This window comes from Pontibacter lucknowensis, assembly GCF_900156415.1.
GTDB lineage: Bacteria > Bacteroidota > Bacteroidia > Cytophagales > Hymenobacteraceae > Pontibacter > Pontibacter lucknowensis.
Genome location: NZ_FTNM01000003.1, coordinates 405,326 through 427,447, shown reverse-complemented (window position 1 = coordinate 427,447; position 22,122 = coordinate 405,326). Strand labels below are relative to the sequence as shown.

20 protein-coding genes and 1 riboswitch are annotated in these 22,122 nt (G+C 50.2%); of the genes, 11 read left to right on the top strand and 9 right to left on the bottom strand.

Annotation, left to right across the window (positions count from 1 at the left end; all coding sequences use genetic code 11):
• Positions 1 to 142 precede the first annotated feature (142 nt).
• Positions 143 to 1,474 (top strand): aspartate kinase, encoded by a 1,332-nt coding sequence (locus tag BW972_RS12675; RefSeq protein ID WP_007657910.1) that lies wholly within the window; start codon positions 143 to 145, stop codon positions 1,472 to 1,474.
• Positions 1,467 to 2,612, top strand: a complete 1,146-nt coding sequence (lysA, locus tag BW972_RS12670; protein ID WP_007657909.1) for a diaminopimelate decarboxylase — start codon at positions 1,467 to 1,469, stop codon at positions 2,610 to 2,612. Before BW972_RS12675 ends, lysA begins: the two co-directional genes overlap by 8 nt.
• A gap of 95 nt (positions 2,613 to 2,707) precedes the next feature.
• Here lysA and BW972_RS12665 read toward each other — a convergent pair whose 3' ends face one another.
• From BW972_RS12665 to BW972_RS12650, 4 genes are all read right to left on the bottom strand, one after another.
• Positions 2,708 to 3,259, bottom strand: a complete 552-nt coding sequence (locus tag BW972_RS12665; RefSeq protein ID WP_143732056.1) for a hypothetical protein — start codon at positions 3,257 to 3,259, stop codon at positions 2,708 to 2,710.
• Positions 3,260 to 3,673: 414 nt separating this feature from the next.
• Positions 3,674 to 4,927, bottom strand: coding sequence for a homoserine dehydrogenase (locus BW972_RS12660; RefSeq protein WP_076422393.1), 1,254 nt, complete (start codon positions 4,925 to 4,927; stop codon positions 3,674 to 3,676).
• Positions 4,908 to 5,966: a homoserine O-acetyltransferase MetX gene (gene metX / locus BW972_RS12655; RefSeq protein WP_076422392.1), complete on the bottom strand. Its 1,059-nt coding sequence runs from the start codon at positions 5,964 to 5,966 to the stop codon at positions 4,908 to 4,910. The genes BW972_RS12660 and metX overlap by 20 nt, the downstream gene beginning before the upstream one ends.
• Positions 5,966 to 7,300, bottom strand: coding sequence for an O-acetylhomoserine aminocarboxypropyltransferase/cysteine synthase family protein (locus tag BW972_RS12650; protein ID WP_076422391.1), 1,335 nt, complete (start codon positions 7,298 to 7,300; stop codon positions 5,966 to 5,968). Before BW972_RS12650 ends, metX begins: the two co-directional genes overlap by 1 nt.
• A gap of 295 nt (positions 7,301 to 7,595) precedes the next feature.
• A riboswitch (SAM riboswitch) is annotated at positions 7,596 to 7,699 on the bottom strand.
• Between the two features lie 255 nt (positions 7,700 to 7,954).
• On the opposite strand from BW972_RS12650, the gene BW972_RS12645 reads away from it, so the two are divergent.
• From BW972_RS12645 to BW972_RS12630, 4 genes are all read left to right on the top strand, one after another.
• Positions 7,955 to 9,439 carry an SDR family oxidoreductase gene (locus tag BW972_RS12645; RefSeq protein WP_076422390.1) on the top strand — a complete coding sequence of 495 codons (1,485 nt, stop codon included), beginning with the start codon at positions 7,955 to 7,957 and terminating at the stop codon, positions 9,437 to 9,439.
• Positions 9,440 to 9,614: 175 nt separating this feature from the next.
• A complete protein-coding gene (locus BW972_RS12640; RefSeq protein ID WP_076422389.1) occupies positions 9,615 to 10,562 on the top strand; it encodes a phosphoribosylaminoimidazolesuccinocarboxamide synthase in 948 nt (315 codons plus the stop codon).
• Positions 10,563 to 10,617: 55 nt separating this feature from the next.
• Positions 10,618 to 10,995, top strand: coding sequence for an STAS domain-containing protein (locus BW972_RS12635; RefSeq protein ID WP_007657896.1), 378 nt, complete (start codon positions 10,618 to 10,620; stop codon positions 10,993 to 10,995).
• 13 nt (positions 10,996 to 11,008) lie between these two features.
• Positions 11,009 to 11,926 (top strand): ribonuclease Z, encoded by a 918-nt coding sequence (locus BW972_RS12630; RefSeq protein WP_040574312.1) that lies wholly within the window; start codon positions 11,009 to 11,011, stop codon positions 11,924 to 11,926.
• A gap of 18 nt (positions 11,927 to 11,944) precedes the next feature.
• Here BW972_RS12630 and BW972_RS12625 read toward each other — a convergent pair whose 3' ends face one another.
• Positions 11,945 to 12,547 carry a hypothetical protein gene (locus BW972_RS12625; RefSeq protein WP_076422472.1) on the bottom strand — a complete coding sequence of 201 codons (603 nt, stop codon included), beginning with the start codon at positions 12,545 to 12,547 and terminating at the stop codon, positions 11,945 to 11,947.
• Between the two features lie 30 nt (positions 12,548 to 12,577).
• Positions 12,578 to 13,378 (bottom strand): hypothetical protein, encoded by an 801-nt coding sequence (locus tag BW972_RS12620; protein ID WP_076422388.1) that lies wholly within the window; start codon positions 13,376 to 13,378, stop codon positions 12,578 to 12,580.
• 248 nt (positions 13,379 to 13,626) lie between these two features.
• Between BW972_RS12620 and BW972_RS12615 the strand changes: the two genes are divergently transcribed.
• The 4 genes from BW972_RS12615 (at position 13,627) to trpS (ending at position 17,573) form a co-directional block, all read left to right on the top strand.
• Complete coding sequence (locus BW972_RS12615; protein ID WP_007657891.1) at positions 13,627 to 14,418, top strand: queuosine precursor transporter; 792 nt, start codon at positions 13,627 to 13,629, stop codon at positions 14,416 to 14,418.
• 213 nt (positions 14,419 to 14,631) lie between these two features.
• Positions 14,632 to 15,543, top strand: coding sequence for an EamA family transporter (locus BW972_RS12610; protein WP_007657890.1), 912 nt, complete (start codon positions 14,632 to 14,634; stop codon positions 15,541 to 15,543).
• Between the two features lie 404 nt (positions 15,544 to 15,947).
• Positions 15,948 to 16,511 carry a copper resistance protein NlpE N-terminal domain-containing protein gene (locus BW972_RS12605; RefSeq protein WP_007657889.1) on the top strand — a complete coding sequence of 188 codons (564 nt, stop codon included), beginning with the start codon at positions 15,948 to 15,950 and terminating at the stop codon, positions 16,509 to 16,511.
• Positions 16,512 to 16,598: 87 nt separating this feature from the next.
• A complete protein-coding gene (gene trpS, locus BW972_RS12600) occupies positions 16,599 to 17,573 on the top strand; it encodes a tryptophan--tRNA ligase (protein ID WP_076422387.1) in 975 nt (324 codons plus the stop codon).
• A 70-nt stretch (positions 17,574 to 17,643) separates the two neighbouring features.
• On the opposite strand, the gene BW972_RS12595 is transcribed toward trpS, so the two are convergent.
• From BW972_RS12595 to BW972_RS12585, 3 genes are all read right to left on the bottom strand, one after another.
• Positions 17,644 to 18,486: a sulfurtransferase gene (locus BW972_RS12595; protein WP_076422386.1), complete on the bottom strand. Its 843-nt coding sequence runs from the start codon at positions 18,484 to 18,486 to the stop codon at positions 17,644 to 17,646.
• Positions 18,487 to 18,616: 130 nt separating this feature from the next.
• Positions 18,617 to 19,939 carry a S41 family peptidase gene (locus BW972_RS12590; RefSeq protein ID WP_076422471.1) on the bottom strand — a complete coding sequence of 441 codons (1,323 nt, stop codon included), beginning with the start codon at positions 19,937 to 19,939 and terminating at the stop codon, positions 18,617 to 18,619.
• Between the two features lie 320 nt (positions 19,940 to 20,259).
• Complete coding sequence (locus tag BW972_RS12585; protein WP_076422385.1) at positions 20,260 to 20,658, bottom strand: hypothetical protein; 399 nt, start codon at positions 20,656 to 20,658, stop codon at positions 20,260 to 20,262.
• Between the two features lie 150 nt (positions 20,659 to 20,808).
• Between BW972_RS12585 and hppD the strand changes: the two genes are divergently transcribed.
• Entirely contained in the window at positions 20,809 to 21,903 is a 1,095-nt protein-coding gene (gene hppD / locus BW972_RS12580) for a 4-hydroxyphenylpyruvate dioxygenase (protein WP_076422384.1), read from the top strand.
• Positions 21,904 to 22,122 lie beyond the last annotated feature (219 nt).

Here is a 22,122-nt window from a genome sequence, read left to right as displayed (position 1 = left end):
CTTTTTTAATCCCAACAGGTATAACTCTACTGAAAATCTTTGCTTTTTACTAAATTTGCAGTCAGACTTTGCTCATCCTATACCTTGCAAAAGGCTATACCTGACCATCTTCTGATTATACCCTTTATTTCAAACTGATTAGATGAAAGTTTTAAAGTTCGGCGGCACCTCTGTAGGGTCGGCTGAAAGAATGAAAGCAGTGGCGGACCTCATCAACGATGGATCGCCGAAGATCGTGGTGCTCTCGGCAATGTCGGGCACTACCAACCAGCTGGTACAGATAGCGGAGACGCTCTACCAGAATGCTAACCAGGAAGCTAATGCGCTCATCGATGCGCTGCACGACAAATATAAACAGGTGGTAGAGGCGCTCTACCTTACCGACGACAAGAAAAAACAGGCACTTGAGCTGATTTCGCATCATTTTGATCACATCCGCTCCTTCACGCTCGACCTCTTCACCATTTACGAAGAGCGTGCCGTGCTGGCGCAGGGCGAACTATTGTCAACGGCTTTGTTCCAGTTCTTCCTCGAAGAGCAAGGTATACCTTCCGTGCTGCTGCCGGCCCTTAACTTCATGAAGATCGACGAGAATGAGGAGCCCGACACGGCCTACATCAGCAAGAACCTGAAACTGGAGCTGGAGAAGCACCCGGACGCTACTTTGTTCATCACGCAGGGCTACATCTGCCGCAACGCCTTTGGCGAGGTCGACAACCTGAAGCGTGGCGGATCGGACTACTCCGCCTCTTTGATTGGAGCAGCTGCAGATGCCAGCGAAATCCAGATCTGGACCGATATCGATGGCATGCACAACAACGACCCGCGCATCGTGAAAAACACCTTCCCGATTGCGGAACTGTCGTTTGACGAGGCGGCGGAGCTTGCCTATTTTGGAGCCAAGATTCTACACCCGTCCAGCGTACAGCCAGCTAAGCAGAAGAACATTCCGGTGCGCCTGCTCAACACCATGCAGCCACAGGCGCAGGGTACTACCATTTCAGCGCAGACCGGAAAAGGGGGCATCAAGGCGGTAGCGGCGAAAGACGGTATCACAGCAATCAAGATCAAATCCGGACGTATGCTCCTGGCCTATGGCTTTCTGCGCAGCGTGTTTGAGGTGTTCGAACGGTATAAGACTCCGATCGACATGATCACGACCTCTGAGGTAGCCGTGTCCCTGACCATCGACAACCCGAAGTTCCTGGCTGAGATCACGCGTGAGCTTCAGGAGTACGGACAGGTAGAGGTTGACCAGGACCAGACCATCATTTGTATCGTTGGCGATTTTATTGCCGATCGCAGCGGCTCCGGCCTCAAGATTTTCAAAGCGCTCCGTGATATTCCGCTGCGCATGATCTCTTACGGCGGAAGCAAAAACAACATTAGCTTACTCATCAACACAACCGATAAAGAAAGATCTCTTGTCCTGCTGAATGAGGGCATCTTTGAAAGGAACAACAGCAATGCTTAATTTATCTGTGCAGGAGTTGCAGCAGCACGCCACTCCTTTTTATGTATACGACCTCAACCTGTTGCGCCAAACCCTGCAGCAGGCCAGCCAGGAGGCAGCTAAATATAACTTTCAGGTGCACTACGCCATGAAGGCTAACACTAACAGCCCGATCCTGAACGAGATGCGTGCCGTGGGTTTTGGCGCTGACTGCGTGAGCGGAAATGAGGTGAAATGTGCCATTGAAAATGGCTTCCCGGCTGATCACGTGGTGTTTGCAGGTGTAGGCAAGTCCGATGCAGAGATCAACTACGCTCTGGATCAAAACATTTTCTGCTTCAACTGTGAGTCAAGCCACGAGCTGATCGTGCTGAACGAGTTAGCTGAGGCAAAAGGCAAAACGGCCCGTGTAGCGCTGCGTATCAACCCGAACGTGAATGCCAATACGCACAAGTACATCACCACAGGGCTGGAGGAAAACAAGTTCGGTATCAATGCTTGGGAACTGCCAGATGTGCTGACTCTGCTTAAATCACTCCCGAGCCTGTCGCTGATCGGCCTGCACTTCCACATCGGCTCTCAGATAACGGACTTGTCGGCTTTCAGAAACCTGTGTACCCGTGTAAACGAATTCCAGGACTGGTTCGAGTCACAGCAGGTGCAGTTGGAGCACATTAACGTGGGCGGTGGTCTTGGCGTGGACTACTATAGTCCGGACGAGCAGCCTATACCTGATTTTGAGTCATACTTCTCGCTGTTCAATCAGTTTCTGGAGGTGCGTCCTAACCAGCAGGTGCACTTTGAACTGGGGCGCGCACTCGTAGCCCAGAGCGGCACGCTTATCTCCAAAGTACTGTACATCAAGAAAGGTGTTTCGACGAACTTTGCCATCCTGGATGCCGGTATGACAGAGCTTATACGTCCGGCACTTTACCAGTCGTACCACAAAATAGAGAATCTGACTAGCAAAGGCCCTGAGGACAAATATGACGTCGTAGGCCCGATCTGCGAATCGTCAGACTGCTTTGGCAAGGCGGTAGTGCTGCCCGAGACTAATCGTGGTGACTTGATTGCCATCCGCACAGCGGGCGCTTATGGCGAGGTGATGGCTTCGGCCTACAACCTGCGTGACAAAGCGGCTGCCGTATACCTTAGCTAGTTTTTGCATCCCCTCTGATAAAACGAAAGCCCCGGTTTCAGTCAAGGAACCGGGGCTTTCTCACTCTTAACCCAAAACCATCACAATCAAAAACTTTACATGCTGACTGAAACCACAAAGTCTGGTTCAGCATGTTTTATGAGCGGCTGCTTATGGAAGAAGTTAGCCATCTCGAGCGCATTGCCCCGTGAATTTTTATCAGCTCGCAATATAAAAGTATTAGCGCTCAGCTCAGTTACTACTTCAGTGCGGGTCGCTGCAGTCAGGCGTTTGATCACCTGCTCAGCTGGCTGTCGGCCACTTTCCACACTTACAATAAATTCATTCGATACACCCAATAGCTTACCTCCGGCAGACTCGAAATAGGGAGCTGCGTATGCTACTGCCGGATCTTTTGAAACCTCGGATATCGCTCCTTCTACCTGCTGGCAGCTAAGTCCTGCCGCTAACTTGACAGGGTATAAACGAGCAGAGTTTGTATGGATCGGCTGCCCCATCTCTTCAATAAAAGCATACTGCCCTGCTGCAGCTGTAGCCGCTTCTTGGGTAAGTTCCTGGCTAAATGACAGGAGTATCATGCCACTGTATACAGTTCCCAGCGACTTCTCTGCATCATTATAATAATAGGTATGTGCGATACAGGGCATACCACCGCCAGCTTGCAGCGGATTTAGCAAACCGGGGTCAAATCGGACATTCCGAATCGGTGAAACATTGTCGTTTCTACAGGATGAAAATATAATTATCAGAAGTAGAGTGCTTATCCAAGGTATATAGGTTTTCATTGCCGTCGGGTATTATGTATCGTCCATAAATATTCATTGTACGATAGTAAAACCATAAACAGATGAAAATGATAGCGTTATTTGCATAAATATTTTGAAAAGTTATTATTAAGGCCATAACCCAATTTATCACAATATACTTATACAATTAATGTGCAATTCAAAATTGCTATTATTAAAATTATTTAATTGAATTTTTCTTATAATCCATCCCCGAAACAATTTCCACTTTCAACACTTAATCACACCTGGGATCTGAAGCTATACCTGTACATATTATGCAGGAATCGCCTCAGATCGGGCAAGTAGGTCTGGTATTTTATCAAGTGCTACACTTGCCGGGACAACCGCCACAAATACACCTTGCAACTTCAAGGAGGTCTGGTTTAGCTTAAGTTGCTGCGGCGTCACCGAAAGGACAACCTGATTTTTATCCGGCGACTGAAAGTGCAAGGTCGACTGAAGCAATTCTATGAACGTTGTTATAGGCCTCCCCTGCCCCTGGAGCAGGACTGTGATCTGCTCCTCTCCGGAGGCCTTTGTTGCCTGGCTGGTGCAAAGCTTTGGATAGGTATAGCGATATCCCCGTACTGCCGAAGTAATATCAGCCCACACAGCCGAGCCCGTCGGGTGACTTCCAGCCCCTTTCCCGAGTAGAAATTGCTTGCCTGCGAACTGAGCTTCTATTTCAAGACCATTGAATTCTGCTTCCACACCATACAGAGCATCCGTTGCAGGTATAAGCGTAGGTAGGACCTGAAGCGCAACCTGCCCCGTAGCAGTAGCTTTTAAAGACCCAATCAACTTGATACGACAACCCAAGGCATCAGCCAGCTCAACGACTTCAGTGTTTATGTGCTGAATACCAAAATGCAGCACCTCCTCCGGATGCACCAGTACCCCATAGGCATGCGTTGCCAGGATGCAGAGCTTATGCAGCGCATCCACCCCCTCTACATCCAGGGAAGGATCCGCCTCGGCAAATCCTAAGGCCTGCGCCTGCTCCAAAGCCAATTGGTAGCTTCCCCGCTCAGCGTGCAGTTTACTCAGTATATAATTGGATGACCCGTTGAGTATACCTCGCACCTCTAGCAATGGCTCTGAGCCATAGTAGGCTTCAAGCGTGCGCAGCACAGGTATACTGCCGCAAACGGAGGCTTCGTACAACAGTACACCGCCATATTTCTGCTGCAGCCGAATCAGCTCGGGCAGATTCTCGGCAATTACTTTTTTATTGGCCGATACCACCGTCCTCCCCTGCTGCAGCGCCTGCCGGAGTATACCGAGCGCCTCCTCTGGATCGCTGATGAGTTCGGCAATGATGTCGAGACTGGTATCTTGCAGCACCTCCTGCACATTGTAGGTAAAGGCAGAGGCGGGTAAGGTGCGCGGCTTGTCTTTATCTTTCACGCAGATACTCCCGATCTCCCAGCCAAGGTGCCGGTTGGCCTCCACCACATCGTAGAGCCCCTGCCCTACGCAACCAAAACCGATCAGGCCGATACGCTTTTTAAACTTCTGTATTTTCATAGTGTATGTGCTTTACTTTTTCTGCTTGGTAAAAATCCTGTATGGCTTTTGTCAACTGTGCCGTTTCCACCAAAAAGCCATCATGGCCGTAACCGGAGCGGAGTTGGGAGAAACGAGAACCCGGCACCAGCCGGTGGAGCTGCTGCTGCTCCTCTATCGGGAAAAGCAGATCAGTGTCTACGCCGACAAATAGGGTCTTAGCCCGAAGCCGCTCCAGGGCTTTCTCAACACCTCCCCTGTCCCGACCAATGTTATGGGAGTCCATGGCTTTGGAGAGCAACCAGTAGGTGTAGGCATTGAAGCGTTGTGCCAGTTTCTCTCCCTGGTATACCTGGTAGGAGGCAGCCCGGAAATCATCGGTGATGCTGTTGCCCGGCTCCTGCTGGCTCGCTTCGTAGCAGGTATAGTGCCTGTAGGAAAGCATGGCGATGGCGCGGGCCGTTTTAAGACCCGCTATACCTGACTCGCTTGTGCTGGTCTGCCAGGTTGGGTCCTGACGGATAGCCATGCGCTGGCTTTCGTTAAAGGCGATGCCCCAGGCCGAGTGCCGCGCATTGGAGGCCACCTGGATCAGATGACCACATACCTCCGGCTGCAAGATAGCCCACTCCAGCGCCTGCTGCCCACCCAGCGAACCGCCGAGCAGGGTATGCACCCTGGCTATACCCAGGTCCTGCCGCAGCAGATCGAAGGCACGCACAATGTCGCGGTTGGTCAGTTGCGGAAAGCTGTGGTAGTAGGGCTGCAGCGTTTCCGGATTAACTGCAAGTGGTCCCGTGGATCCATAGCAGCCACCCAAGGTGTTCGCACAAACCACAAACCAGTCCGCCGGCTCGTATAGTTTTCCCTCGCCAAATAATTCGGTCCACCAGTCGGTGAAGTCCGAGCTGCCCGTGAGGGCGTGGCATACCCACACCACATTGCTTTGGTCTTGGTTGAGTTGTCCATAGGTTGTATAGGCCAACTGGAAGCCGGGAAGCGAGGCCCCCGACTCCAGTTGGAATTGTTTCTGGTAATGAAATACTAGTTGTTCAGGCATTATGCTTCGTTCAATACAGGTTCTTCGTGGCGCTGCCGCACTTTGGCAAAAGCCTGTTCTAGGTCAGCTTTGATATCGTCAAGGTGTTCTATACCTGCAGACAGACGCAGCAAGGTAGGTGTCACACCGGCACTCTGCTGCTCATGCTCCGAAAGCTGCTGGTGAGTAGTGGAGGCCGGGTGGATGATCAGCGTTTTAGCGTCTCCCACATTGGCCAAGTGACTCACCAGTTGTAGACTGTTCACGAAAGTTTCCGCTTGTTTTTTGTCGCCTTTCAGGTTAAAGGAAAGCACGCCACCAAACCCTCGTTTCAGGTATTTTTTGGCCAGGTCGTGATACTTGCTGGACGGCAGCCCCGGATAGTTCACACTCTCCACCTGCTCGTGCTGCTCCAGCCATTCAGCAAGCGCCTGCGCATTCTGCACCGTGCGGTCCACACGCAGCGAGAGTGTCTCCAGCCCCTGCAGCAGCAGGAAAGAGTTGAACGGACTGAGTGCCGGACCAAAGTCACGCAGGCCCTCTACCCGCGCTCTGATCGAGAAAGCAATGTTCCCAAAAGGTCCGTCCGTACCGAACACCTCCCAAAAATTGAGACCGTGGTAGCCCTCCGATGGCTCTGAGAATTGCGGAAATTTGCCGTTGCCCCAGTTGAAGTTGCCACCATCCACGATCACACCGCCGATGCTGGTGCCGTGTCCGCCGATCCACTTGGTAGCCGACTCCACCACTACGTTGGCGCCATGCTCTATGGGCCTGAACAGGTAGCCGCCCGCCCCGAAGGTATTGTCCACTACCAGCGGAATATCATGCTTCTGGGCAATGGCCGCGATGGCGTCAAAGTCAGGAATATTGAAGCGCGGATTGCCAATGGATTCGGTATAGATGGCTTTCGTGTTCTCATCGATCAGCTTTTTGTAACTCTCCGGTTCGTCGCTTTCGGCAAAGCGCACTTCGATGCCCAGTCGCTTGAAGGCTACCTTAAATTGATTGTAAGTGCCACCATAGAGAAAACTGGAGGAGACAAAATTATCACCGGCCTGCAGGATGTTGTTTAGTGCGATGAACTGGGCCGCCTGCCCCGAGGCAACGGCCACTGCCGCTACGCCGCCTTCCAAAGCAGCAATGCGCTTCTCAAACACATCGGTGGTCGGGTTCATGATGCGGGTATAGATGTTACCGAACTCCTTTAGCGCAAACAAATTGGCACCGTGCTCGGCGTCTTTGAAAACATAGGAAGAAGTCTGGTAAATAGGCACGGCACGAGAACGGGTAGTAGGATCGATCTCTTGGCCGGCGTGTAATTGAAGTGTTTCGAAATGAAGTGAATTAGACATAGTCGTTCTGTTTAAGATTTTTGAAAAAATATAGAATAGATTAGCTTGTGCTGAGACAAGAAAAGATAGAGATGCAGCAATAGCCGTGATTACAGGTATAGCCTGTAGCTAAGCGGTAAATGCAGCAGATATAAAGAGGATTAATGCACTGCTAGCAACAGCAGCAGCACATGCACATTCGGCTACAACAGGTGGTAGCAAAAGTTGAGGCATGCGAAAGAACCAGGCTTTGAGCTGCCGGGGTTGATCGTAAAAAAAGCGGTGTTGATGTTGTTCCCTTTTCCATAACGTTATCAATTTATATACATCCGGACTTCCGGAATCAGGAATTAGCACCTTGCACTGCGGCTGGTTGCTAGCGTTTCATAGAGCCTGTCTCTCCACGCTTCTTTATAAATCGATACCCACAAGGGATATCAGACTTGATGATGCAAAGCTAGAGCAGCATTTCAAATAATCCAAATTAAAATTTTAAATAATTTAAAGTTCGTCGAAAAATCAATTTTATAAACCTGCTCTCCAATGCTTTACATACTTTATAATAGCTAACCTTTATACCTGTTGGTTTAGAATCTTTGAATAAGTATAATTGCTCATACATAACATTCACCGGCTATACCTGTTGTGCAGGTATAAACTGTCTGGATAACCCGCATGAAAATACTCCTGACCGGCGCAAACGGCTACATTGGCAAACGACTTCTACCCGTACTGATTGAAGCGCAGCACGAGGTGGTCTGCCTTGTGCGTGACCAGCGCCGCTTTGAGGTGGCAGATAGTTTGAAAGGTAAGGTGCAAGTAGTTCAGGGAGATTTACTCAAACCGGAAAGTTTACAAAACCTGCCCCGTGACATAGAAGCCGCCTATTACCTCGTGCATTCCATGGGCTCCGGATCGGCTGACTTTGAGGAGGCCGAAAAAACATCTGCCGCCAACTTCGTCAGCTACCTCAATACAACAAGCGCCCGACAACTGATTTACCTCAGTGGCATTGCCAACGACGAACATTTGTCGCGCCACCTATCTTCTCGCCGGCAGGTGGAGGATGTGCTTGCGCAGGGCAAAGCTTCTCTCACAGTATTGCGGGCTGCGATCATCATCGGCTCGGGCAGCGCTTCTTTCGAGATCATCCGCGACTTGGTGGAAAAACTGCCTGTGATGGTGACACCGCGTTGGCTCAACTCCCGCTGCCAGCCCATCGCCATACGCGACGTCATCTTTTACCTGACTGCCGTGCTGGGCCGTGAGGACTGCTATGGCGAACGCTTTGAGATTGGCGGGCCCGATGTGCTTACTTACAAGCAAATGCTGCTGCAACTGGCCAAAGTACGAAACCTGAAGCGGCGCATCTATACCTTGCCGGTGCTCACGCCCAAGCTCTCCTCCTACTGGCTATACTTTGTCACGAGCACAAACTACGCATTGGCCCGCAGTCTGGTGGAGAGCCTGCGCAACGATGCCGTGGTGAAAGACAGCAGCATACAACAGCTGATCCCGCACAAGTGCCTTAGTTACGAGAGTGCTCTGAATCTGGCTTTTACCAAGATGGAGCAAAACATGGTGGTCTCCAGTTGGAAGGATGCGCTGGTGAGTGGCACCATGAGCCTTAACTTCATGGATTTTGTACAAATACCAGAACACGGCGTACTCACCGACCGACGGCGCATGCGTTTCGACAGAGCGCCGGAGGAAGTGATGGACAACATCCTGCGCATCGGCGGTGAGCGTGGCTGGTACAAGACTGACTTTTTGTGGGAGATACGTGGCCTGCTCGATAAAATGGTGGGCGGCGTTGGTTTGCAGCGCGGCAGGAGGCACCCCTCAGACGTGCAGGCAGGTGATTCTATCGATTTTTGGCGTGTGTTAGCGGTCGATCGCCAGGCAAAGCGGCTTCTCCTATACGCTGAAATGAAACTGCCCGGCGAGGCTTGGCTGCAGTTCCGGATCTATCGTGAGAAGGATGGCAACTACCTTGAGCAATTGGCCGCTTTTCGTCCGGATGGCTTGGCAGGCAGGTTATACTGGTATGCGATGCTGCCATTTCATTTTGTAATTTTCAAGGGAATGGCGCACAACATTATTCATTACCGCGAGCCGGTGGCAAGCAAAATCTCACCTCCTCCGCAACATTCTCGATAATGTACAAACAATAGATTTCATAATATAAAACTATAGCTATACTTAAGAGTATACAGCAATGTCCAAACTCAGATGATTATCCTTTCTGCGAAGGCATTTCACATTTATACCTATACCTTATAACTCGCACCGACAAAAAATTTTAACTTTGCCTTTCTCTAACCCAACAGACCTAATGGAGGCCATAAAAGAAACCAACTTCTCCTTCGCCGGGCAAACCGGTTTTTATAGAGGTAAGGTGCGCGATGTTTATTATTTCGAGGACCGTCTGGCAGTCGTAGCCACTGACCGCATTTCGGCATTTGACGTGGTGTTGCCGCGGGCTATTCCCTATAAAGGACAGGTATTGAACCAAATAGCAAGCATAAACCTTAAAGCTACTGCAGACCTTGTGCCCAACTGGGTGCTATCGACTCCAGACCCGAACGTAACCATCGGGTATCGTTGCGAGCCATACAAAGTAGAGATGGTGATCAGGGGGTATCTGGCGGGGCATGCCTGGCGCGAGTACAAGGCTGGCAAACGCAGTGTGTGCGGCGTAGCGCTTCCGGAAGGACTTCGTGAAAACGACAAACTGCCGGAGCCGATCATCACCCCGACCACCAAAGCCGACGAAGGGCACGACGAGGACATCTCGCGTGAAGAAATTCTGGCAAAAGGCATTGTATCTGAGCAAGAATATATTAAATTAGAAGCTTATACCCAGGCACTCTTTGCAAGGGGTACAGAGCTTGCCGCCAAGCGCGGACTGATACTGGTAGACACCAAGTACGAGTTCGGCAGCTACAACGGCGAGGTGTACCTGATCGATGAGATCCACACGCCGGACTCTTCGCGCTACTTTTATCTGGAAGGGTATCAGCAGCGTCAGCAGAACGGTGAAACGCAGAAGCAACTTTCGAAGGAGTTTGTGCGACAGTGGCTGATCGAGAACGGTTTTCAGGGAAAGGAAGAACAGGCTATACCTGAAATGACCGATGAAGTGGTGAACAGTATTTCGGACCGCTACATCGAGTTGTACGAGGTATTTACGGGACAGCCTTTTCACAAAGAAAGTTACGATAATGTGCTCTCACGCATTGAGAATCACATAGTAGAAAACATTTTTAACGAGAAAAATTAGAATTATTAACGTGGATTTTGGTACATTCGCGTTTAAATCCTTTACTGGTAGATCTATGAAGTACACGATTGATAAGAAAGAAAACTACACGATTATCACGATAGACGAGAAGAAACTGGATACTTCAATCGCTCCGGATTTAAAATCTGAGTTCGTGAAATTGAATGCTGAAGGGATCACCAACCTGATTCTTGACCTCAATAACGTAAAATATACCGACTCTTCAGGACTGAGCTCTATCCTGATCGCGAACAGACTTTGCAACTCCTCTAACGGCTTGCTGATTCTGACCAGCCTGCAGGACCACGTGATGAAGCTGATCACGATCTCTAAACTGGAGTCTGTGCTAAACATCCTTCCGACGGTGGAAGAGGCCATCGACCGCGTGTTTCTGCACGAGATCGAGCAGGACCTGACCAACAAGGAAGACTAGTTAAACCAACTTTGTGGATTTCGAACTCAGAATACTCGGCAGTTCGTCGGCCACACCCTCGGCAAACCGGCACCATACCGCCCAATTGCTGACCATCGACAATCAGCTTCATCTGATTGATTGCGGAGAAGGAACCCAAATGCAGCTGATGCTTTACAAGATAAAGCATCAGCGCATTTCTAATATCTATATCAGCCACCTGCACGGCGACCACTACTTCGGTCTTGCAGGCCTCCTCTCCACCATGCATTTGCAGGGCCGCCAACAGCCACTGCACCTCTTCGGCCCTCCCGGCCTCTCCGAAATTCTCAGTCTGCAGCTCAAATACTCCGGCACTAATCTATGCTACAAACTCGTATTTCACGAGCTGGACACCAGTGTTTATCGCAAAATTTACGAAGACAAGAAGATCACGGTGCACACGCTGCCCATGGAGCACCGCATACCCTGCTGTGGCTTCCTGTTCCGCGAAAAGCCAAAGCCGCGTCCGCTGATCAAAGAGAACCTGCCCGGCTTCCTGACGCCGCCGCAACTGGTGCGCCTGAAGTGGGGCGAGGACATACGCGACGAACAGGGCAATGTGCTGGTACGCAACTCCGTGGTTACGCTGGAGCCCAAGCGCAGCCGCAGCTACGCCTACTGTGCCGACAGCAGGTATAAGCCCGACCTCCTCCCCCACTTACGAGGAGTCGACCTGCTTTACCATGAAGCCACATTTACGGACGAGTTGCGGGAGCGGGCCCATTATACCTTCCATAGCACTGCCCGGCAGGCCGCCGAAATGGCCGTTGCCGCGCAAGTACGCCACTTGCTGCTGGGACATTTTTCAGTGCGCTACAAAGACCTCACACCTATACTGGAAGAAGCAAAGGAAGTCTTCGCCAAAACGGACTTAGCCGTTGAGGGAAGCATCTTTTGTGTACGTGAATGAGGTATAGCTATACCTTGGCTAATGTGCCATCTGTGCAATTTTATCGAGCGGTAGGCTGTTAGCCATTTTCAGGATATTGTCCTCTTTTGTATTGTCGGCTTTTAAGGTCAGCAGCGTGTTCTGCAAGGGAATCTGCAATTCATAGCCAGCTGGAGCCCCTTCCATACCTTCTACTTTGTTCAGCACTGCTTTATAGCCATGCACTTTCACCACTTTTTGTTTGCCGTCACCGGAGTTGCCAATAAATGGCAGAGCCAGAACAGCTTGCAACGAGTTGATCAGTGGTGAATTGTTGATAATATCTATTGTGACCTGATTGGTGGCAGGGCCATAGCTGCGATGCACAAACAGGCCCATACCTAGGCCTGCGCCACCGCCAGTCACGTCATCTTCTTTCACATTTGGATTGCGGTCCTCCATTTTTGCCGGCAGCATCTTTAGGATTTCCTTTCCGATCTCCGCATCAAGGCTGCGAAGCATCTGCTCCATGGCAAAGCGGGAACTACTGAGATCACCTGAAGTATAAGAGGTTTTGGCTTCTGCCAGGCTTTTGCTGAAATCCTGGCTAAAGGCCAGGACAGGCAGGAAGGTAAAAACGACTAGGATTGCTATATTTTTCATGTCTGGTTTCATTCTAGATTTCTATGATGCTTACTTTTCGCCCAGCATTTTCTTGATGCCATCAATATCCACCGCATTGGCCGCTGTCATCATCTCCTGCTCGTTTTTGAAGTTGACGCCCTCATATACCAGCAGCGACGACTGCCCCATAGGCACGGTCAGTTTGTAACCACTGGCATCATCATACTCGATCACGGCACGGTGTCCTTTCACTCTGGTTTGCTTCCAGTTCTGCTGCTCTCCTGACGTCTGGGTATAGCCACCATTTGCCAGGTACATGTTTACAGCCGATAACATCACCGAATTGTTGGCCACCATCACCCGCAGTTCCTTCTCGCTATTGTCAGTATACTGGCGCATGATGGTCAGGCCAGCCCATCCCCATCCGCTGCTGGCCACCTGCTCTACACTTTCATCCTTATTCAAACCGCTGATCGACTCCGGCAGCGACTTGAGTATCTTCTGACCGATCTGAAGCTCTACTCCCAGCATGGCCTGCTGCACGGCATAGCGGGCTTCGCCGTAAGTGCCAGCTTTGAAGGCTTTGTCGGCATCTCCCAGAAATGCGTTTACATCAGGCGGCGTTGAGATCAGGCCTTCGCCCCCTTTGTTTCTGGCCCGGCCGGAACTGGTATTGCCAGCAGTAGCGCTGCTATTGTTAGTGGAGCCGTTTCCTATACCTGTTTTGTCCTCAATTGTCTTGTCCAAAGCCTTTTCGGCAATGTTGTTGGCTTTTTGTTTTAGCTTGTTGAGCATCCCGCCCTGTGCCACAGCCTCTCCCGACCCAAAGCACAACAGCAGCAGCACGGCTCCTGTAAATATCTTTTTCATAGAACTAAGGAATTAATTGAAATAAGCAACTAGCAAATTTAAATTTAGCTTTTATCCAATATTTTTTAAAACAATTTTTATAAATATTAGCAATCTGTATATTATATTTATTGAGTGGCAGGAAATACTTGGTGAAGGTGCAGCTCAATGTTTTAGCTGGAGCACTGTTAGCAGCAAAGCTAAGGGCAATGATATTTGATTTAGCGGTCCATAACTTGTAAACTTGCTGTGATAAGAAAACCCGACCTATGCCGGCAGCCCCCTCCCTGGAGAAAAAACGCACCAACCTCTTCCTTGTCCTTAGTGGCATCTTCCTGGCCAACGCCCTGTTGGCTGAGTTGATCGGTGTGAAGATTTTTTCGGCGGAAGCTCTCTTTGGTTTGCAGGGTGCCCAGATTGGCATCATGGGTGAGAAGTTCGATTTCAACCTCACGGCAGGGGTGATTATCTGGCCTGTGGTGTTTGTGACCACCGACATCATCAACGAGTACTTCGGCAAGGAGGGCGTGAAGAAAGTCAGCATTCTGACCGTCATCCTGATTTTGTATGCTTTCCTGGTCATCACCATCGTGACGGGTCTGCCGCCAGCTGCATTTTGGCTGGAGCTGAATAATCAGGATGCCCAAGGAAACCCTTTTAACATTGACTTTGCTTTCAATTCCATTTACCGGCAGGGGCTGGGAATTATCATCGGTTCGGTGGTGGCCTTTCTGATATCGCAGTTTCTGGACGCCACCGTGTTCCACTGGCTGCGCAGCTTCACTGGCAGCAGCAAGATCTGGCTCAGAGCGACTGGTTCTACGCTGGTGTCGCAGCTAATCGATAGTGTGGTCGTGCTCTTCGTTGCCTTCTATATTTTCGGAAACTGGCCACTTTCGCTGGTCATGTCAGTGGCGGCGATCAATTATATTTACAAATTTTTCATCGCCGTTGCGCTCACCCCTGTCCTGTATGTAGCACACTATCTGATAGACGGTTACCTGGGTGAGCGCACTGCCGCAACAATGATAGAGGTGGCAGCTGAGGAGAGCAAAGAGTAGCCTGTGTTACAAATAAATTTGCTTTTAAAATAAATACGCCCTTATCTTTGCGGCCTTGCAAAACAAAATGGCTGCACACTTAGCACATACACAGATTTTCATTACGGGGTACGTCCTGCACGACCTCTAACAGTCCCCATTTCCGCTAATTGGGCCTGTGTAGCCCGCCCCTTTACCTTATTTTTTTACTGACCATTTTCAAAAGGGACATCTATGTTCAGAGGCATCCTTTTGGTATTTCTCGGAGCGTGCAGCTTCGGCATACTATCCACATTCGTAAAACTGGCTTACAAAGAAGGCTATACCCTGGGTGACGTCACCGGTACGCAGGTCCTCTTTGGCTTTATCATACTCTGGAGCATTGTGCTAGTGCGCCAGCTGATGGGGCGTCGCAGTTTTGGTGTTTCGGCACTGGACAAACTCAAGCTCGTAGCCATGGGTACCAGCACCGGCCTGGTGAGCATCTTCTATTACAAGTGCGTGCAGGCGGTGCCGGCCTCGATCGCCATCTTGCTCCTGATGCAATTCACCTGGATGAGCCTGCTGCTGGAAGCGGTAATTAAGCGCAAAATGCCGCAGCTATCGCAAATCGTGATGGTGCTGCTGGTACTGATAGGAACTGCTATGGCGGGCAGACTGTTCTCAGGCACTGTTCCTGACTTTGACTTAGCTGGTATCGGCTTCGGATTACTTGCAGCAGCCTGCTATTCTGTTTTTCTGATGATCAACGGTGCGGCCGGCAACAACCTGCACCCTACCGCCAAGAGTGCCCTTTTGTTGACGGGCGCAACTATACTTGTCATGAGCGTCTTCCCTCCGGTGTTTCTGGTGAACGGGGCGCTGGGTGATGGACTACTGAAGTGGGGCTTACTGTTGGCCGTGTTCGGCACCGTTATTCCACCACTGTTCTTCGCCTATGGAATACCGCGTACCGGCCTTGGCTTGAGTGCCATCCTGAGTTCGGCTGAACTGCCGGTGGCCGTGGCCATGTCCTACCTCGTACTGCAGGAAGAGGTATGGACGATACAGTGGCTGGGTGTGGCGCTTATACTCCTCGCCATTACTGTGAGTAACATCAACAGGGTATACCAAACAAAGAAAACCAAAAAGCTGGTGACAGCCTAAACGATACAAGATTGATTGTTTTTTACTTAAACCGAGACTAGCCTATGATGTAATTGACTTTAAACTATAAGATTTGATTTGATTTTTTTTGAATGGCTGGGTGTCTGCTCTTAAATGAAGCGCCTGGTCATTTGCTTTTTATAGGGGTGCCATCCAGTTAGAGCCAGAAAATAATGCAATCCATAAGCTCAGGTTCTACTGCTGAAAACCCTCTCCTCCTACTTTCGTATCTCACATCCTACTACATCATATCAGGACCACCGCATGAAGCGTGATTCGCAGATGCGCACAATAATTAACATTTAACAACAGTTTTAACAGAAATAGCCTGTTCAAAAGGATACTTCTGAAAAACTGGTATATTTTCTGATATGATTCACCCTGAACGACAAATCCTACATCGCATGAGAACAATACTCACACTTATCGTCCTATTCAATCTTACACTGGGCTTGCAGCAGGTACAGGCGCAGTCCGGCAAAAGTTATCAGGAATGGCTGGAAGAAAACCGTGGCGGGGGTAAAAAAGCAACTGCTAAGAAAGCTCCTGTAAAAGCAAAGTCCTCTACAGCAAAAGGCACCGCTGCAAAGCCGGCAGAAGAAGCGCCGTCAGCAGTTCCCGCCCTGGCTCCTCCGAGCGGCACTTTTATGGGCACGATCGCCTGCAAGGACTGCCAGGGTATCAAAACTGAACTTACCCTGAATGGCAATTCCAAGGGCTCCTTCACTATGAAACAGGTATACATAGGCAAACCAGCTGATAAGAGTGTGGTGAACAGCAGCGGCAAATGGTTCCTGGCCAAAGGCAACAAGCAAAACCCTGACGCAGTAGTGCTGCAGCTTATACCTACTGCCGGCGACATCGACCCCATGTATTTTCTGCAGGTAAGTGACACAGAGGTGAAGCTGCTGAGCAATACACAGGACGAGATCAGCAACTCCAGAAATTACTCTCTAAAGAAACTTTAAAGCTTTAGGTATAGAATTGTCGTAGCCGGGCTAAGGGTGTTTTCAGCAATTTGCGTTATTTTGCAACTGTAAACCATTTTCCCGACTATGGCACGATACCTTACGGGCATTCAGAGCACAGGCCGTCCACACTTGGGCAACCTGCTGGGTGCTATCCTCCCAGCCATCGAACTTTCGAAGGCATCCCAGGAGCAGGCGCTGTATTTCATCGCCGACCTTCATTCCCTGACAACTATCCGCGAACCACAGGTGCTGCGTCACAACACCTATTCGGTAGCCGCCGCCTGGCTTGCCTGTGGTTTCGATACCGATAAACATATTCTATACCGTCAGTCAGACGTACCGATGGTGACGGAACTGACCTGGTACCTCAACTGCTTCGCTCCTTTCCCGATGCTGGCCAATGCGCACTCGTTCAAGGACAAATCAAGCCGCAGAGGACTATCTGATGTGAATGCCGGCCTCTTTACCTACCCGGTATTGATGGCGGCCGACATCCTGATGTATGACGCCAACATTGTGCCTGTGGGCAAAGACCAGATCCAGCACCTCGAGATCACCCGCGATATTGCCAGCTCATTTAACCACATCTACGGTGAGACATTTGTCCTTCCGGAGGCAAAGACCGATGAAACGGTCATGACTGTTCCGGGCATCAACGGTGAGAAGATGAGCAAGTCTTACGGCAATATCATCGACATATTTGAGGCCGACAAGCCGCTGCGCAAAACGATCATGAGCATCGTAACGGACAGCACTGCGCTGGAAGACCCGAAAGATCCGGACGAAGACACGACCTTTAAACTCTACAGTCTGCTGGCCTCACCGGAAGAGATTCTGCAGATGCGCAACAATTACCTCAACGGCGGTTACGGCTACGGCCATGCCAAACAGGCGCTGTATGAGTTGATCCTGCGCAAGTTTGCCAAGGAGCGTGAGCTCTTCAACTACTACATGAACAACCTGGCCGAAATAGACAAGAAACTGCTGGAAGGCGCTGAGAAAGCCAAAGCCATCGCCACGCCGGTACTGGAGCGTGTGCGCCAGAAGCTTGGCTACTAAGAGCTATACCTGCCAAACGAAAAGCGGCTGCTGAAATTTATTCAGCAGCCGCTTTTCGTTTATACCTATATCAGGCCCCTGTTCCGATCGGGCGGTCATTGCGTGACCATTCGCTCCAGGAACCTACGTAGAGAGTCGGTATACCCAATCCCGCATAGTCCATGGCCAGCGCTGTGTGGCAGGCCGTTACGCCGGAGCCGCAGTGTACCACCACATGCTCCGGATCCCGCTCGCCTACTGCCTGGCTATATTTCCCCCTCAAAGTCTCAGGCGACAGGTAGGTACCGTCCTGCGTCAGATTACTTTGAAAAGGAATGTTAACAGCACCCGGAATATGCCCTGCCACCAGATCAATCGGTTCGGTCTCCCCACGGTAGCGTGCTGCATCACGCACATCAATCACCAGGTAATCCGGATCCTTTACTGCCTTTGAAACTTCCTCCATGGAGATAGTCGGCAGTTCCCATGCTTTGAAAGGATATGGATCAACAGATGTTGCCTGCTCCACTCCGCTGCTGACAGGTATACCGGCTGCTACAGCTGCCTGATAGCCGCCATCCAATACCTGCACCTGATCATGTCCCGTAGCCCGTAGCATCCACCAGAAGCGGGAGGCAGCATTCGCTCCGCTCATGTCATCATATACCACCACCTGGCTATAAGGCGTTATACCTAGCCGGCCTAGCAACCCGGCAAATTGATCAGGTTCCGGCAAGGGGTGCCGGCCACCCTGTGCAGCATCAGCTTTCACATCAGCCAGGTCTTTGTCCAGGTCAACATGCAGGGCTCCGGCCAGGTGCTCCTTTTCATATTTAGCGCGGCCATTGGGTCCGGAGCGGGCGTCGATCAAGACCAGTTTGTGATTTTCCTTCAGTACAGAAGACAGTTCAGTTGCATTCAGGATTGGTTGCATATGGGAGGGCTTATCAGGTATAACAAGATGGCAGATGGAAGATAGTTAAAAGTTCAGACGTGAGAAACTTCTGCAAGTGAATTACTGCCGGAAAAGGATGGTCACCTGCGGTATACCTGCGATAAGGGCATTAGTTGGAGCGTGCAAACTCATTAAAGGAACTGCCTGCCTGTAGCTCTAACAGCTTTCTTACATTTCCGGACGCATCTTTTACCATTTCGATGCGCAGGTGAGGAAGACCGTCGATGCGGAAAATGGTATCAGTGATCGGAATCAGTCTTCGTTGTGCTTTGCCTTTTTGCTGGTAATAAAGCTCATTTCCCTGCAGACTGACAAGCCTTTCGCCATACCTGCCGGCATACTTCGACATCACTTTCTTATCTAGCTGCACAGGCTGCAGTTCACTTTTTACATGCTGCAGTTCCCATTCCAGCAAAGCTCTGTCCTGTGCGTCAGTACTGGCTAAAAGCAGTTTGTTTAGCGCCAACTCCTGCGCCTGTAGCAGTGCCTTGTCAGCTTCGGTTTTAATATCGGGCTCCACACCGGTTCCTTCCCAATTGGTTTGGGTAATGGCATTGACTGATCGGGCAACAGGTATATCCAGCACAAGCTGATCGTTCACGATGAAGGGCTGTACAGGGTGTGCGCCACCGGCCGTTGTCTCGCCCACTATCGTCGCCCTTTTTAGCGACTGCAGGTTGTAGGTCAGTTCTTCGGCCGCAGAAAAGGTGCTGCTGCTCGTAAGCACGTACAGATCAGTTTTTGGCATTCGCTTTCCATCTACTTCTGCTAGGGTGTGGTACTCTTTGGTAGTATTGCGAGGGCGGTCATAGATGCTGTTGTAGTGAATAGGCTTCTCATCAAAAAAGTAGCTCATCACCAGTTGCACCATTTCAGGATGCCCTCCCCCGTTGTAGCGCAAGTCGAGTATAACCGCATCCGTGTTTGCGACAAATGCCATAGCTGCTGCTACTGTCTGGCGGGCTTGCTCACTGACCGGAAAAAACTGGCTGAAGTTGATGTAGCCGATGTTGCCAGGCAGGCGCTCCACCTTTGTAAAGCCAAAATTATTGCGCTCCGCCATCCGCAGGTGCTCCTGCATTACCTCTGGTCCAGGCTCTGAGGCAGATTTCCAGCTTTTCAGCATTTTTACCAGCCCAGGGCTATATTTCAGGTTTAAGTGCCCGTCACGGTGCGTTTTCTGCAGATCTGAGGACAAAACCGCTGCGAATTGCTGGTAGTTATTTACCTGATCGTATGCCTTCTGCATGTGTTGTGATCGGATGTACTTTCCCATCTCTTTTGCCTTGTCCGGAAAAATGTAGTTCTGCTCCAACAGCGCCACCACCCGCTCTACCACACTGTCCTTTTCAGCTGCGGTAATGGTAAGCTGCTGCGCCGAGGCACTGAGGCACAAAAGGCACAAGCATAGTATCCAAAAACTCTTTTTCATAAGCCACACATTAGATATAGCCATACCCAGGTGATGCAGGTCTGCTCTTTTGTTTCTAAACTACAGATGTTGCAGAAACACCATACCTTCCAGCCGAAACAAAGCCGAACACCATCACTTTATACTCCTGAATACTAAGATGATACCCTTTTGTTGCTTCCAACAGGCGAAACACGTATCTGAGCTGATAACTTCTGAATATAAAGCAGAAAAAACCGCTTTACGCCAGCAGATTGTAGCGTAAAGCGGTTTTGAGTATGATATGAGGCAGGTCGGTTCCTAGTGTCTGACCACCTCTTTTTGTATGTGTTGTTAACTGATTACTCCGCCTTCCAGAGCTCACGTTCCTGATCACCGATCAGCACCACGAAGCGGGCAGGATTGGCAGTCAATACCAGGCGCATCTCTATACCCGGAAACTCATCTGACTCAACCCATACGCCTTCACGCTCACCATCCGGTGTTATATGGTCGCCATTGAGTGAGCTCGGCAGGTAGGCGGTTGGCAGCAGGATATCCGCATCGGAGCGCAGCTTGCCATGCACATCCTCCAGTACATCCTCCAGGTAGTCACCGTACTCTTCGTTAAAATCGTCTTCCAGGTCGTGCAGTTCTTCCTCAATATCGTCGTAGCGCTCGTCATTATAATCAAGCGCATTCAGTTCTTCTTTCTTGCTGATGATGGCCACCAGCGAACTGTTTAGTGCATTTGCGTTCATAGCGTCATTCTGTTTTTTACAAAGTTGGAAACATGCCGTAGTAATTGCAAGAATTAACAATGATAATTTACAGCGGCACTACCCGGGTTTTGATAAACGCATAAAAGCTGTATTTTTACACAAAACATTTCTTAAACCATACCTATACCTATGGCAACAGATATTCTGCCGCTGAACGGCACAGACCATATTGAGTTTTATGTGGGTAATGCCAAGCAGGCTGCTCACTTCTACCAGACGGCTTTTGGTTTTAAACTGATCGCCTATGCCGGACCTGAAACGGGTGTAAGAGATCGCGCTTCGTATGTACTGCAGCAGGAGAAAATCCGCCTGGTGCTGACCACTTCACTGGACCCGAATTCTGATATCGCCCAACACGTGCACCAGCACGGCGACGGTGTGAAAGTACTGGCCCTGTGGGTAGATGATGCCGAGGCTTCTTTCCGTGGTACGGTAGAGCGTGGCGCTAAACCCGCCATGGAGCCGAAGACGCTCACCGACGAGCACGGTGAGGTAAAAGTAGCCTCCATCCATACCTACGGCGATACCATCCATACCTTTGTGGAGCGCAAAAACTACAACGGCGTGTTCATGCCGGGTTATGTGGCACGTCAAAGCCAGCTTGATATTGAGTCGGTAGGGCTGAAGTATGTGGACCACTGCGTAGGCAACGTGGAACTTGGCCACATGAACGAGTGGGTGAAGTTCTACGAAGATGTAATGGGCTTCAAACTGCTGCTTACCTTCGACGACAAAGACATTAGCACAGAGTATACCGCCCTGATGTCGAAAGTGGTTTCGAATGGCAACGGATACATCAAGTTCCCGATCAACGAGCCAGCTGAAGGCAAGAAGAAATCGCAGATTGACGAGTACCTGGAGTTCTACAAGGGTGCCGGTGTACAGCACATCGCGGTGGCTACCAACGATATTCTGCATACCGTAGCGGAACTGCGTCGCCGTGGCGTGGAGTTCCTGTACGTTCCGGAGACCTATTACGAAGACCTGATCGAGCGCATCGGTCACATCGACGAAGATATGGAAGACCTGCGTAAGCTGAACATCCTCGTAGACCGCGATGATGAGGGCTATTTGCTACAGATCTTCACGAAACCTGTAGAAGACAGACCTACTGTATTCTACGAAATCATCCAGCGCAAAGGAGCCAAATCGTTTGGTAAAGGCAACTTCAAAGCCCTGTTCGAGGCCATCGAGCGTGAGCAGGCGTTACGTGGTAACCTTTAAGCCGCAAGCCAAGTATAGCACGGTGTAACCCGTGTTAGATACTCCGATTTTGCTATATTCAAATCACACCAGTTCTCAGAACCGTTAAGCGGTAAACGAAGGGCTGGTGTGATTTTTTGTGCAATTGGAAGTATAAGGACAAAGCTTTAGGCTAGCAGGACGCAAGCTTAGAAAAGGTTTTGTAGGTATAAGCCCAGTAGCACATGCCACTGAGAACAC